Consider the following 14,344-nt stretch of genomic DNA (forward strand, 5'->3'; position numbering starts at 1 on the left):
CATCCGTGCTGTACGCGTATCAGGTGTCTGGGAGGGCGCATGACCCCGCAAATTGCAACGATTCTTGGCTTGGTGATCATGTTCATCGTCGCCACCGCATTGCCCATCAACATGGGCGCGGTGGCTTTCGCGCTGGCGTTCATCGTCGGTGGCGTGTGGGTGGGACTGGACGGCAAGGAGGTACTGGCCGGCTTTCCCGGCGACCTGTTCCTGACCCTGGTCGGCATCACTTATCTGTTCGCCATCGCGCAGAAAAACGGCACCATCGATCTCTTGGTGCATTGGGCAGTACGTGCGGTACGCGGGCACATCGTGGCGATCCCGTGGGTGATGTTCATCATCACCGGCCTGCTCACCGCCTTCGGTGCGCTGGGCCCGGCGGCGGTGGCCATCATCGGCCCGGTGGCGTTGCGCTTTGCCAAGCAGTACCGCATCAACCCGCTGATGATGGGCTTGCTGGTCATCCATGGCGCGCAGGGCGGCGGGTTTTCGCCGATCAGCGTGTATGGGGGCATCACCAACAAGGTGGTGGAAAAGGCCGGGCTGGACGTCACCGAGATGGCGGTGTTTCTCACCAGCCTGGGATTCAACCTGATGATGGCGATCATCTGCTTCTGCGCCTTCGGCGGGCTCAAGCTGATGCGTCGGCAGGAGGTGTCGCTGGCCGATGCGCAGTACGTGCCGGTCAGTGGCGATCAAGCATCGCAGCGACGCTTCTCCATCGAAGGCCATGGCGCACTGGTGGCGGCCGGCGGCGGCACCTTGTCCACCGACCCGCTGGCGCTGGAGGCCGTGTCCATCACCCGCGATCGCGTGATCACGCTGGTCGGCCTGCTGGGGCTGGGCGTTGCGGCGCTGGTCTACAACCTCAACGTCGGCCTGGTCTCGATCACCGTCGCCGTGGCGCTGGCATTGATCTCGCCCAATGCACAAAAGGGCGCGGTGGATGGCATCAGCTGGTCCACGGTGCTGCTGATCAGCGGCGTGGTCACCTATGTCGCGGTGTTGGAAAAGGCCGGCGCGGTGGACTACATCGGCACCGGCGTGTCGCATATCGGCATGCCGTTACTGGGCGCGTTGCTGGTGTGCTACGTGGGCGGCATCGTGTCTGCGTTCGCGTCGTCGGCGGCCGTGCTGGGCGCCACCATTCCGCTGGCGGTGCCGTTCCTGATGCAGGGCCAGCTGGGTGCGGCCGGGGTGATCTGCGCGTTGGCGGTGTCGTCCACCATCGTGGATGTCAGCCCGTTTTCCACCAACGGCGCGCTGGTGGTGGCCTCGGCGGCCAAGGAAGAACGCGATGGGCTGTTCCGCCGTTTTCTGGTCTATAGCGGGCTGGTGGTGCTGTTGGGGCCGCTGGCGGCGTGGCTGCTGTTCGTGGTGCCGGGTTGGCTGTGAGGATGGCGCTGTTGGGCAGGGTCGGCGGGCGCGCCCGTAGAATGGGCGCCCCCGATCCACTGCCGACGACCTGCCCGCCATGACCCTCGCCCCTGATTCGCGCACTGCCAAAAAGCGCGTACCGCTCTACGAGGAAGTGGCCGAGCGCCTGCGCCAGAAAATCTACGACTACGCGTTGCCGCCGGGCGAATGGATCGACGAGCCGGCATTGGCCGAGGAACTCGGCATCAGCCGCACGCCGCTGCGCGAAAGTCTCAAGCTGCTTGCGGCCGAAGGCCTGGTACAACTGGATGCAGGCCGCGGCAGCCGAGTCACGCGGCTGACGCTGGAAGATCTCAACCAGCTGTTCCCGGTGATGGCGATGCTGGAAGGCCGCTGCGCGCATGACGCGGTCAAGCGTCTGGATGCGGCCGGCGTGCAGCGGCTGGAAGAGCTGCATGCGGCGATGGAAGCGTCTGCCACTTCCGGCGATCTGGCCGAGTATTACCGCAACAATTACCTGATCCACGAAACGGTGCAGCATTACGCAGGCAATCCTTGGTTGATCCGGGTGACGCACGATTTGCATCGCATCTTGAAGATGCACCGCGGCCGGCAGTTGTTGACGCCGGGACGGATGGCGCAGTCGCTGGCCGAGCATCGGCAGTTGATGGACTGCGTGCGGCGCGGCGATGCAGAAGGTGCGGAGCGGACCATGCACGGGCATCTGTTGAGCCAGGGCCAGGCTCTGGCGGCCTACGTGGCGGCGGGCGGGATGTTGAACGTGCCGGCGCCGTTGCCGAGTTCCGGTGGGGTATAGGCGTTCGCGCGTGGTTTCCGGATGTCATGCGGCGCACGTTGCAGTGTTCAACCGTTTCCCTCCGTGCCACGCGCAGTACGGCTAAAAGCTCGCTGCATGCTCATCCTTCTCCCTCCGGGAGAAGGTGCCCGAAGGGCGGATGAGGGTACGGTTGCCGGTGATCTCCAACAGGTGCACCTGTAGACCATGCAGGAATTTGAAGCACAGCTTTCAAGCGTCTGCGCTCAAGCCACAGCGCTCAAGCCACAGCGAAGTCAAAGGCTTCCGCGCCCTCCGGGCGCGGGTGACTTTTGTCTTGGCAAAAGTCACCAAAACCGCTGTCGCCTGACGCAATCCGGCGCGATACGGTCGCGCCGGTCCCCTGCGCTCCTCGTCATGCGCGGCACGGCGCCCAAACTCGCTTCGCTCAAACAAGGGCGCCTCTTCGGCCACGCGTGACTGCGGTGCTCGGCTTGCTTTAAGGCGACGTGGGTGAAGCAACAGCAACAGCAACAGCAACAGCAACAGCAACAGCAACAGCAACAGCAACAACAACAGCAACAGCAACAGCAACAGCAACAGCAACAGCAACAGCAACAGCAACAGCAACAGCAAGGGCTGAGGACAGCGCCTGCTCGCTACGCAAACACCAATATCAGCGAGCGCCCAGAGTTGGGCCGGGGAAGGAGGTGCCAGTGTGCCGATCGCCGTTCAGCGCAAGCAGGTGCTACGTCCCCATCTGTGTGAGAAGGCGCCCGAAGCGCTGCTGCGCTTTGCCGTCGCTAACGCATCCCCAACGCCAGCAAATCGTCCACCCGTTCGATCAGCGAGGTTCCGGCCAGCCCGGCAAACACGTCCGGGTGGGCGTAGCCCCAGGCGACGGCGGCAAACGGCAGGCCGAGGACCTGCGCCGCTTCCCAGTCGGCGACCTGGTCGCCCACATAGACTGCCTGCGCTGGGGTGTGTGAGGTCGCGCGCAAGACCCGGCGCAGTGCGCGTTGTTTGCCCAGCAGATGCGCGCCGCCTTCGATGATGGCGAATTTGGCGCTCAGTTCTTCGCCCAGGGCGCGTTGTACGTTGTCCACCGCGTTTGACGACACCACCGCCAGGCGCGTGCCACCTGCATGCAGCGCGCTCACAGTCTGTGCAATGCCGGGAAATAACGCAGCCGGTGGCGCGTTGCGCATCAGGCGGATGAAGTCGGCTGCGACCAGCGGCACCCGCCAGGCGGGCAGACCCGATTGTTTGAGCAGCTCGCGCGTGGTCAGCCGTCGCGCGGCGTCCACTTCATGCGCTTCTGCCGCACGGAAGCCATGCCGCGCGGCTAGTGCGCGCTGTGTGCTCAAGAAGAAGCCGAACGAATCGGCCAGGGTGCCATCGAAATCGAAAATGATCAGTGCAGGCATTGCGGCGCAGCGAATGGGGCGTCATAGCCTAAGCAAGCGCGCACGCACGCCGCACGCACACACGTCCCCACGTGTGCGCGCAGGCGATGCGGCTTACGCTTCGGCGAAATGCGACACGATGGGCGCATCGCCCTGCGCGCTTTGTTCGATGACCTTGCGCTGCATTGCGGCCAGGTAGGCGTCCAGTTCTTCGGTGGAGGCGAACACATCGCTCAGCGGCACCGCCTTGACCATGTCGAAGACCTTGCGGATCTGCGGTTGCGGGTTGGTCACCAGCACCTTGCCATGGTGCGTGGCCAGCGCCTTGCGCGCCTTGAAGATGCAGCGGATGCCGGCGCTGGAAATGTATTCCAGCGCGGACAGGTCCAGCACCAGCGTGGTGATGCGGGTGCCCAGCAACGGCGACAGCGCCGTGTCCAGGTCCTGGTAGGTGTGGGTGTCCAGCCGCCCGGTCAGGATGACGCGTTGGCGGGTGTCTTGCGGCGGGTCGATCTGGATGGCGAGCGTGGTCATGACAAAGCCTCGGGGACAGGGGCGTACGGGTGGAGCAGGGTGACGCGCACGATGTTGTATGCACCATCGCGGCGGTAGTCGATGTGATCGGCGAACTGATGCACCAGAAACAAGCCTAAACCGCCGATCTGGCGATCGTCGAGCTCGCTTGTCACATCGGGCATGGGCGCAGCGCACGGGTCGAATGCGCTGCCGGGGTCGTGCATTTCCAGCACCAGGGCCTGTTGGTCCAGTTGCAGCTGCAACCGCAGCGGCTGTTCGGCGCACTGCCCGTGTGTGAGCGCATTGCAGCCCAGCTCCTCCACGATCAGCCGGATCTGGCCGATGCGCTCGGCGTGCAGGCCCTCACGGGTGAGCGAGTCTTCCAGCGCGTCGTTGGCGCCGGCCAGCTGGGCCAGCGACGGTGCAATGGCCAGATCGAACTTCATGGGCTGGTTGCCTCTCCGGGAACGCCCCGGCCGGTCTCTGCGACCCGTCCAGCATGCTCCTGGCGCAGCCGGATCGCCAGCAGGGTGATGTCGTCGTACGGATCGGCGTTGCCGGTGAAGCGGGCGATATTGGCAATCACCGCCTTGCACTGCGCCGCCGCACTGCGGCGCGGGTGCAGCGTGGCCAGCAGCCGCTCCAGCCCATAACTTGCGCCGTGCTCGTCCATCGCCTCGGTCACCCCGTCGGTGTACCCCAACAAGGTCTGCCCTGCGGTCATCCGGCCCTGCAGCACGGGGAACGAGGTCTGCGGTTCGATCCCCAGCGGCGGGCCGGTTTCCAGCGGCAGCGCATGCGTCGTGCCGTCGATGTCGATCAACAGCGGTGGCTCGTGCCCGGCGCTGGCCAGCCAGTAATCGCCGCTCACCACATTGATCAGGCCGCACAGCACGGTGGCGAACATGCAGGTGTCGTTGTTCTCGGCCAGCCGCGTGGAGGCGGCGATCAGAATGCCGTCCGGGCGCGTGTGCCGGCGCGCGGCGATCTCCAGCACGCTCACCGCACGCGCCATGAACAACGCTGCCGGCACGCCCTTGTCGGACACATCGCCGACCACAAACCACAGCAGCCCGGGTTCGGTTTCGACAAAGTGGTAGAAATCGCCGCCCACCGCCTTGGCCGGCTCCAGCCAGGCGCAGGTTTCCAGATGCGAACTTGCACGGTCGAAGGTGCGCCCGGACGGCAGCATCGCCTGCTGGATCTCGCGCGCAATCTGCAGCTCGCTCTGCATGCGTTCGCGCGCGGCGGTCATCTCGCCAATCTCGGCGATATGGTGACGGATCGCATCGCGTGCGCTGTCGAACGCGCGCGCCATCACCCCCACCTCGTCATCGCGCTCGATGTGCCGCAGCGGGTATTCGAATTCGCCACGGCGGAAATGCTCGGCGGTGTCGGTCAACTCCTCGATCGGCCGCGTCAATTTGCGCGTGATCCGCCCCATCAACCACCACCACACGCATGCACCCACCAATGCGGCTGCGGCCACCCATGCCGCCAGCCAATTCAGACCAGACAACACATAGCCTTCCGAAGCAGACAGCACAAATGTCCAACCACTGTGCCCCACGGCCGCGCTATGGGTCAGAAAGCGCTCGCCATCCGGCGCAGTGTGCGAGAACGAAATCGGCTGGCCGGCCGCAACGGCCCGCTGCAATGGCCGCAGATCCGGCCGCGAGCGCGTCACATAAGCGTCCAGCGTGTGATGCAGGTTGAGCGCCGGGTCGGGGCTGAACACCAGCAGGCCTTCCGGCGACAACAGCATCGGCTGGATACCGATATCGCGCGGCAATTGGTCGATGATCTGGCGCAGATGCTGCAGCGGCAGATCCACGCTCACCATGCCCACGGGCGCCGCGTCGGGCGCATCGCCCGGCCGCCGCAGCGGCAGGTTGTAGCTGGTGTACAGCGCACTGCCGCCATTGCTGTTGAGGTAAGGCTCGGACCACCACGCACGGCCTTCGCGCTGCGTGCGCAGGTACCACGGCATCGCGCGATAGTCGTAGCCCAGCTCGTTCACCGACTTTTCAACGGTGCGCGTGCCGTCGCGATGCACGTACCAGACAAAGCCCGTATCGCCCGCTTTTTGCGTTCGCGGCTCGATGATCAACCGCGCCGCACCGATATCCGGGTCGCCACTGAGCGTAGCCAGCAACAACGCGCGCAGGTTGAACGGCTGCAATCCCACCGCGCCACTGCTCGCCGCCAGCGTGCGCCCGCTCACCTGCACCGAATCCAGCGTCGCCGCCAGGCTGCGCGCGGTCTGCTCGGTCAACCCGTCCACCTCGGTCCGCGCTGCGCCCACCAACTCCGCACGTGCGCCCAGGTAGAACACCGTCCCCAGGGCTGCCAGCAACGCCACCAGCACCGCCGTTGCCGCCAGCATCACCCGCATCCGCAAGCTGTTGCGCCAGTGCACGCGCGGGGCCGCTGCTGCGGGAGGCGCGGGCGCTGGTGGGCGGGTAACGATGGCGCGCACTCCCTGGCGATGGCTGTGCGCGATCATGGCAGCTTTGCGCCCATCCACAATCGCCGGCAGCGGCCTCATCCTCACGCCGCCGCGATTGACCCCCCGAACGCAAGCGGACTAGATTGGCTACCCAACTGCCACGGAGGCCGGCCTTGCGCCAGATTCTGACCCCAAGCCTGCTGGCCCTATTGCTTACGGCCTGTACCGCCCCGGAGACCAGCATGACCCAGACCCAATCCCCCGCCACCGAGGCCGCTGCAGAAGCCAACGTCGAGGCGGGCGGCCGCGGCCTTGCCAAGGTCAATCCCGGTCCGCGCAAGGCGTTCGAGGTCACGCTCACCCTGAACAACGCGCCTGGCGCGTTCGGCCTGGTGCAGGCCGCGGCGCAGTACGACGTCAGCAACGAAGCCGAGTGCGGCAAGATCCAGCCGGAGACCGGCACCGCCGGCCGCATCACCAGCCAGGAAGACGTCGCGCTGAAGAAGGTGTCCGATACCGAATATCGCGGCACCGTCTATCTGGACCTGATGCAGGACGAAGACTATTACGGTCGCGGCGTCTGCCATTGGGAATTCAGCGGCGCCAGCGTGATGCTCAAGGCGACTGGCGCGGAAGAAGAGACGCGCTTCCTGTCGTTTATCGAAGCCAAAACGGTGACGGCGCAGCAGGCGTCAACGGAGTATTACTGGAGCGAGCGTTATCCGCGCTCTGAAATGAGCAACTTCCCGGACATGGGCAAGCACGCTGCCGAGGAATTCAAGCCAGAGATTCGCGACAAGCTCTTCACCATCACGCTGGCCGCCAAGGAAGTTGCGCCATGACCATCCCGTCTCCGCAATATGCCGGTCTCTCCGACGACGTCTACAAGGATCGTGCAGTAGGCCGTCGCGCCCCTGGACACGAAGAGATCGTCACGATCGAAGGGCAGCGCTACGCTGTTCTGGAACACGTCAATAACAAGTCGAATGGCTACCAGGGCACGATCTATCAACGCCAGGGCACTGGCGAGATCGTGGTTGCGCACCGCGGTACCGAGGGTGCAGCCAATGACATCCTCACCGATGCGACCATGGTCACCTCGCGGACCAATCCGCAGGCTGCCGATGCATTGGCATTGACCAAACATGCCTTGGATTACGCAAAGGAAATCGGCAAGGAAGAAGGGCGGACACCCCAAGTCACCGTCACCGGTCACTCGCTCGGCGGCGCACTCGCACAGATCTCCGCGCACCATTACGACCTCAAGGGCGAAACCTTCAACGCGTACGGTGCCGCCAGCCTGAGCTATCGCATCCCGGAAGGCGGCAACAGCGTGGTCAATCACGTCATGGCCTCCGACCCGGTCAGTGCGGCCTCACCGCATTTCGGTCAGGTGCGCATTTATGCCAAGCCCACTGAAATGCTCGCCTTGAGCGCGAGCGGTTATAGCAACAGCAAGGCCAACTTCCTGATTCCCGACGATCCGCTGATGGCAGCTACGGCCTCGTTGGGTGCGCACAAACTTGGCAATTTTTTAGGAGAGCATTCCGCGCTCACCGATCCCAACGCACGTCCGCTCGCCGAAAAGAACGCGCGGATGATTGAGGAATACCGCAGCGACGTGAACGGGTTGCGTACCGGTACCACCATCCTGACGCGTGGTGCACCAGGCCTTGGGCAGGATGTGGTCGACGCCATCCGCGGCCCCCTCGCTCCAGGCGAGCCGGCCAAGCGCGATGCGCGCGAGCATGGCAACGACCACACCTCGTTGCGTATCGATCAACCTGGGCACGTGGGCAACCCCTTGTTCCAGGATGCGCAACGCGGCGTGCATCTACAGGACGCACGTGCAGGGCGCAGCCCCGATCATCAGAGTGCGCAGTTGTCTGGCTCGCTCGCTTCGGAAATGCACGCGGCCGGCGGCCAGCGCATCGATGCGGTGATGATGAGCCCGGATGCCGCGCGCACGTTTGCGGTGCAGGGCCGCGCGGACGACCCGGCGCAGCTGCGCGTGAGTGTGGACACCATGACCGCCATGAACACGCCGCTCGAACAGAGCAGCCAACGCGTGGCCGACAACGCTGCGCGGCAGTCGGTGGCATTGGAACAGCAGCAGGCGCAGACCCAGCAGCAACAGCAGGGCGCGCGTGCAATGAGCTGAGTGCAGCTCACAGACCACCTGCGCTCACCGCCAGGCGGGCGCAGTCGGTGTCGCTATCGCATGTGCAACGCACGTACGTCGATCGGTGTGCGGTGTACGCACCCCACTGAAAAACGCTCGCGACGTTCTATAACGCTCCAGCATACGCGCCGGCCTGCCCGGCGTTTGTTGTGTCTTGCGCAACCAGACACCACTTTTCTGCTGCAAGCGCACAACAAAACTCTCTCGCACATCGGGCGCACTCGCAAATTCAAGCACTTTGCGCCCGGAGATATTCCGACATCACAGCTGAGCTATAGCGACCTCGACCAATCGAAACGCGGGTGGTTGAATCGCCAGCGTTTCGCAGTGTCGCTGGTCGTGACTTGAATCGTCTGTCACGCCACACCACGCGGATCGCAATCAGGGGATCAGGCACGGCGCCATCTGGCGCGATATCGATCGATCAAGGGAGAGGGTTCATGAGTGTGTTGAGTACGCGTTACGGCCGCCTGTTGTTGGTGTTGCTGCTGTCGTTGGTCTGCATGAGCGCCGGCGCGCAGGGCATCGCCAAAGGCGCCGATGTCAGCTGGCTCAATCAGCAGGCAGCCAACAATCCGCCGCAGGTCTTCCGCGATGCCTCCAACAAGACCACCGACTTCATCAAGCTGTTCAAGGATGTCGGCGGCAACGCCATTCGCCTGCGCGTGTGGGTCAACCCGAAAGATGGCTGGAACGACGGCCGCGACACGCTCGACAAGGCCAAGCGCGCCACTGCGCAGGGCATGCGCATCATGATCGACTTCCATTACAGCGACAGCTGGGCCGACCCTGGCAAGCAGAACAAACCGGCTGCCTGGGCAGGGCATTCCGTGGCCCAGCTCAATACCGACGTCTACAACCACACCCAGGGCATCCTCAAATATCTCAAGGACAACGGCATCACCGTCACCTGGGTGCAGGTGGGCAACGAGATCAACAGCGGCATGCTGTGGGACCAGGGCAAGACGCCCAACTTCGCCAACCTGGGGCAGTTCATCAACAGCGGCTACAACGCGACCAAGGCGGTGTATCCCAATGCCAAGGTCATCGTGCATCTGGCCAACGGCTACGACAACGCCAACTTCCGCTGGTTCTTCGACAACCTGCGCTCGGCCGGCGGCAAATGGGACGTCATCGGCATGTCGCACTATCCGCCGGTGGGCAGCTGGCAGGACTACAACACCCGGCTGGACACCAACATGCGCGACATGATCAAACGCTACGGCACCGACGTGGTGGTGGCCGAGGTCGGCATGGACTGGCAGCAGGCAACCACCACCCATTCCATGCTCACCGACCTGCTCAACCGCAGCAATGCCATCGGCTCACGCATGCTCGGCGTCTTCTACTGGGAACCCAACGCCTACCCGGGCTGGCAGGGTTACACCATGGGCGCGGTCAACAACAACGGCCAACTCACCGAAGCGCTGCAGGCGTTCTGACCGGCAACCCCAGCAAACACGGCGGGGCCCTCCAGCCCCGCCAAACCCCACCTATCGTAGGAGCGCACCCGGGCGCGACTGTGGCGTTACCGGGAAGGCCCCATCGCGCCCAGGTGCGCTCCTACGGGATGGTCGGTCCTGCACGCGTGTCGAGACCTGCCCACCAACGCCGATGGCTTGACGTCCTACCGACGCCAGCCTGCCGCACCAGCAGACCGCGGCCATCCCGCACACCCGTAGGAGCGCACCCGGGCGCGACGGGTCTTACCGGTAAAGCCCGATCGCGCCCAGGTGCGCTCCTACAAACACGTGCGCGTGTGTGGGTGCATTCCGCCTGGACCCGAGCGGCAACGGCCGCGTACGCATCACCCGCCCACGCCCCTCATCCTTTGGTCGTACACCGGCCGCGCCCGCGTGCACAGCGCCCGTCATCCCCCCGCCCACGCACACACCGTCCATGCACACACCGTCCATGCACACACCGTCCCATTCCATACGCCACCGTAGCGAGGAATGGCAACAGGTGCGTGCGGTACACTTGCGGGTTCACGAATTCACGATGTCGACACACCCGCGGGGTGTGTCCCCCCGGGAGCGCTAATGAACTGGTTGAACGAAGTGCTGCACAACGATCCGAACCCGCTAGAGACGCAGGAGTGGCTCGAATCGATCAAGGCCGTCATCGACGTCGAAGGCCCGGAGCGCGCCCATCAGCTGCTGGAAGGCATGGTCGAACAGACCCGCCGCGCCGGCGCTTACCTGCCGTTCTCGCCCACCACCGAGTACGTCAATACCATCTCTCCGGCCAACGAGGCCAAGAACCCCGGCGACTCCGCGCTGGAGTGGAAGATCCGCTCGATCATCCGCTGGAACGCCATGGCCACCGTCGTGCGGGCCAACCGCAAGCCGGGCGACCTGGGCGGCCACATCGCCTCGTTCGCCTCCAGCGCCACGCTGTACGACGTGGGCTTCAACCACTTCTGGCGTGCGCCCTCCGACAGCCACCCGGGCGACCTGCTGTTCGTCCAGGGCCATAGCGCGCCGGGCATCTACGCCCGCGCCTTCCTGGAAGGCCGCATCAGCCAGGCCCAGCTGGACAACTTCCGCATGGAAGTGGACGGCCAGGGCATCTCCTCCTACCCGCACCCGTGGCTGATGCCCGAGTTCTGGCAGACCCCCACCGTGTCGATGGGCCTGGGCCCGCTGGCCGCCATCTACCAGGCGCAGTTCATGCGCTACCTGGAAAACCGCGGCCTCATCGAGAAGTCCGACCGCAAGGTGTGGTGCTTCATCGGCGACGGCGAGTCGGACGAGCCGGAAACCCTCGGCGCCATCGCGCTGGCCGGCCGCGAAGGCCTGGACAACCTCATCTTCGTGGTCAACTGCAACCTGCAGCGCCTGGATGGCCCGGTGCGCGGCAACGGCAAGATCATCCAGGAACTGGAAGGCGTGTTCCGTGGCGGCGGCTGGAACGTCATCAAGCTGCTGTGGGGCGGTTACTGGGATGCCCTGCTGGCCAAGGACACCGACGGCGTCCTCAAGAAGCTGATGATGGAAACCGTCGACGGCGAATACCAGAACTGCAAGGCCTTCGGCGGCGCCTACACCCGCGAGAATTTCTTCGGCAAGTACCCGGAGACCGCGGCCATGGTGGCCGGCCTGTCCGACGACGACATCTGGCGCCTCAACCGTGGCGGCCACGACCCGCACAAGGTGTACGCCGCCTACCACCAGGCCGTGAACACCAAGGGCATGCCCACCGTGATCCTGGCCAAGACGGTCAAGGGCTACGGCATGGGCTCGGCCGGTGAAGCGCTCAACCCCACCCACCAGACCAAGAAGCTGGACGACGCGGCGGTCAAGCACTTCCGCGACCGCTTCAACATTCCGGTGACCGACGCCCAGCTGGAAGACGGCCAGGTGCCGTTCTACCACCCCGGCGACGATTCCCCGGAAGTGCAGTACCTCAAGGACCGCCGCAACGTGCTGGGCGGCTTCCTGCCCGCACGCCGTCCCAAGGCCAGCAAGTCCTTCGTCGCGCCCACGCTCGACAAGTTCGAGCGCCTGCTCAAGGACAGCGGCGAGCGCAGCTATTCCACCACCATGTCCTTCGTGCAGAGCCTCAACATTGCCCTGCGCGACAAGGAACTGGGCCCGCGCATCGTGCCGATCGTGGCCGATGAAGCGCGCACCTTCGGGATGGAAGGCATGTTCCGCCAGATCGGCATCTACGCCCCGTTCGGCCAGAAGTACAAGCCGGTCGACGCCGACCAGCTGATGTACTACCGCGAAGACCAGACCGGCCAGGTGCTGCAGCAGGGCATCAGCGAACCGGGTGCGATTGCCTCGTGGATGGCCGCCGGCACCAGCTACTCGGTGTCCGACGTGCCGATGCTGCCGTTCTACATCTACTACTCCATGTTCGGCTTCCAGCGCGTGGGCGACATTGCCTGGCAGGCAGCAGACATGCGCACGCGTGGCTTCCTGCTCGGCGGCACCGCCGGCCGCACCACGCTCAATGGCGAAGGCCTGCAGCACGAAGACGGCTTCAGCCAGGTCATCGCCGGCTCGATCCCGAACGTGCGTAGCTACGACCCGACCTTCGGCTTCGAAGTCACCGTCATCATGCAGCACGGCATGAAGTCGATGATGGAAGACCAGATCGACGAGTACTACTACATCACCCTGATGAACGAGAACTACGCCCACCCCGGCATGCCGGACGGCGCAGCCGAAGGCATCATCAAGGGCATGTACCTGCTCACCGACGCCGGCAAGCCCAAGAAGGGCGAACTGCGCGTGCAGCTGCTGGGCAGCGGCACCATCCTGCGCGAAGCCATTGCCGCGGCCGAACTGCTCAACAAGGACTTCGGCGTCACTGCCGACATCTGGTCCTGCCCCAGCTTCAACGAAGTCCGCCGCGACGGCTTCGACGCCGAACGCTGGAACCGCCTGCACCCGGAAGCCGAACAGCGCAAGCCGTACGTCACCCAGCTGCTGGAAGGCCGCCAGGGCCCGGCGATCGCCGCTACCGACTACGTGCGCGCCTTTGCCGACCAGATCCGCGCCTTCGTCCCGATGACCTACACCGTGCTCGGCACGGATGGCTTCGGTCGCTCGGACACGCGTGCCAACCTGCGTCGGTTCTTCGAGGTCGACCGTTACTACATCGCGCATGCGGCCATTGCCGCGCTGGCGAAGGATGGCAAGATGACCGGCAAGGACGTGGCTCGGGCGATCAAGCAGTACAAGATTGATCCTGAGAAGGCTAATCCTGTTGGGGTTTGATGGCTCCAGGGTCTGCCTGTACAAGTAGGTCTAACTGACTTTGCTGCGGCCTTCGAAAGATGCCTCGGCAAAGTTTTTTAAAGAGTAGAGGGCCTATGGAATTGAAGGAGCCTATGCGGTCGCCGATTCGATGGGCCGGCAGCAAACGTAGATTGTTACCATTGCTGGTAAATCAGTCACCGAAATCATATGAACGTTACGTTGAGCCATTTTGTGGATCAATGTGCTTGCTTGCAGCTCTTCGTCCGACTCAGGCGCTTGTTGGTGATATAAATCAAGGGCTAATACACTTCTACCGAATGGTTCGCTGGAGACCAAGGGTGGTGGCGAAACTCGCACACTCTCTTCCTAATGGCGATGCTGATTATTATGCTATTCGTGCTCATGATACTGCTGACTTAACTGCAGAGGAGCGAGCAGCGCGTTTTCTTTACTTGAATCGATACTGCTTCAATGGTGTGTATCGAACAAATAAACTCGGAAATTTTAACGTGCCACGTGGAACCCATACGGGTTCTCTGCCTTCTGAAGAGGACCTCGTTATGTTTGGTCGACTTCTTAAGGATGTTGAGTTGCAATGCGTTGATTTCGAGAAAGTCCTAAATGCTGCACGAAGTGGCGATTTTATTTACTTGGATCCGCCTTATGTAGGTAGGGATGTTCGGGATAGGGGTGAATACGGTTCAAATGCGTTCAAATTCGATGACTTTTATCGATTTCGCGAGGCAGTTGAATCGGCAGCAGTACGAGGCGCAAAAGTTTTAGTTTCATATGCCGATCTTCCTATTGTGCGTGAATCCTTTAGTGATTGGACGATTCAAGGTATTAGTGTCGCGCGGAATGTTAGTGGGTTCGCTCGCGGTAGAATGTCTGCCAAAGAACTATTGATAAGAAACTATAGGTGACTAA

At 63.5% G+C, this 14,344-nt stretch carries 12 protein-coding genes; 7 read left to right on the forward strand and 5 right to left on the reverse strand.

The window, feature by feature from the left end:
• Positions 1–39 precede the first annotated feature (39 nt).
• Together ACCQ06_RS03360 and ACCQ06_RS03365 are read left to right on the forward strand one after the other, a co-directional pair.
• Complete coding sequence (locus tag ACCQ06_RS03360; protein WP_316690186.1) at positions 40–1,395, forward strand: SLC13 family permease; 1,356 nt, start codon at positions 40–42, stop codon at positions 1,393–1,395.
• Positions 1,396–1,474: 79 nt separating this feature from the next.
• Positions 1,475–2,194, forward strand: coding sequence for a GntR family transcriptional regulator (locus tag ACCQ06_RS03365; protein ID WP_228322991.1), 720 nt, complete (start codon positions 1,475–1,477; stop codon positions 2,192–2,194).
• Positions 2,195–2,404: 210 nt separating this feature from the next.
• Here the strand turns inward: ACCQ06_RS03365 and ACCQ06_RS03370 are convergent, their stop codons facing one another.
• The 5 genes from ACCQ06_RS03370 to ACCQ06_RS03390 all read right to left on the reverse strand — a co-directional run bounded on the left by ACCQ06_RS03370 (position 2,405) and on the right by ACCQ06_RS03390 (position 6,469).
• On the reverse strand, positions 2,405–2,788 hold the full coding sequence (locus tag ACCQ06_RS03370) for a hypothetical protein (protein ID WP_349810193.1): 384 nt from the start codon (positions 2,786–2,788) through the stop codon (positions 2,405–2,407).
• 167 nt (positions 2,789–2,955) lie between these two features.
• Positions 2,956–3,579 (reverse strand): HAD hydrolase-like protein, encoded by a 624-nt coding sequence (locus ACCQ06_RS03375; RefSeq protein ID WP_228325055.1) that lies wholly within the window; start codon positions 3,577–3,579, stop codon positions 2,956–2,958.
• Positions 3,580–3,672: 93 nt separating this feature from the next.
• Positions 3,673–4,092, reverse strand: a complete 420-nt coding sequence (locus ACCQ06_RS03380) for an STAS domain-containing protein (protein ID WP_104614427.1) — start codon at positions 4,090–4,092, stop codon at positions 3,673–3,675.
• The gene (locus tag ACCQ06_RS03385) at positions 4,089–4,520 is read right to left on the reverse strand and encodes an ATP-binding protein (protein ID WP_228325056.1); all 432 of its coding nucleotides are present in this window, start codon (positions 4,518–4,520) and stop codon (positions 4,089–4,091) included. Before ACCQ06_RS03385 ends, ACCQ06_RS03380 begins: the two co-directional genes overlap by 4 nt.
• Positions 4,517–6,469 carry a SpoIIE family protein phosphatase gene (locus ACCQ06_RS03390; RefSeq protein ID WP_372365746.1) on the reverse strand — a complete coding sequence of 651 codons (1,953 nt, stop codon included), beginning with the start codon at positions 6,467–6,469 and terminating at the stop codon, positions 4,517–4,519. Before ACCQ06_RS03390 ends, ACCQ06_RS03385 begins: the two co-directional genes overlap by 4 nt.
• A 296-nt stretch (positions 6,470–6,765) precedes the next feature.
• Here ACCQ06_RS03390 and ACCQ06_RS03395 point away from each other — a divergent pair, with 296 nt between their 5' ends.
• From ACCQ06_RS03395 to ACCQ06_RS03415, 5 genes are all read left to right on the forward strand, one after another.
• Positions 6,766–7,365 (forward strand): hypothetical protein, encoded by a 600-nt coding sequence (locus ACCQ06_RS03395; RefSeq protein WP_316690188.1) that lies wholly within the window; start codon positions 6,766–6,768, stop codon positions 7,363–7,365.
• Positions 7,362–8,684 carry an XVIPCD domain-containing protein gene (locus ACCQ06_RS03400; RefSeq protein WP_316690189.1) on the forward strand — a complete coding sequence of 441 codons (1,323 nt, stop codon included), beginning with the start codon at positions 7,362–7,364 and terminating at the stop codon, positions 8,682–8,684. Before ACCQ06_RS03395 ends, ACCQ06_RS03400 begins: the two co-directional genes overlap by 4 nt.
• A 461-nt stretch (positions 8,685–9,145) precedes the next feature.
• The gene (locus ACCQ06_RS03405) at positions 9,146–10,147 is read left to right on the forward strand and encodes an arabinogalactan endo-1,4-beta-galactosidase (protein ID WP_316690190.1); all 1,002 of its coding nucleotides are present in this window, start codon (positions 9,146–9,148) and stop codon (positions 10,145–10,147) included.
• A gap of 600 nt (positions 10,148–10,747) precedes the next feature.
• Positions 10,748–13,435, forward strand: coding sequence for a pyruvate dehydrogenase (acetyl-transferring), homodimeric type (gene aceE / locus ACCQ06_RS03410; RefSeq protein ID WP_316690191.1), 2,688 nt, complete (start codon positions 10,748–10,750; stop codon positions 13,433–13,435).
• A gap of 113 nt (positions 13,436–13,548) precedes the next feature.
• Entirely contained in the window at positions 13,549–14,340 is a 792-nt protein-coding gene (locus ACCQ06_RS03415) for a DNA adenine methylase (protein WP_316692487.1), read from the forward strand.
• The last annotated feature ends 4 nt before the right edge of the window (positions 14,341–14,344 follow it).

It is taken from the genome of Xanthomonas sp. NCPPB 4467 (assembly GCF_041475665.2).
GTDB lineage: Bacteria > Pseudomonadota > Gammaproteobacteria > Xanthomonadales > Xanthomonadaceae > Xanthomonas > Xanthomonas dyei.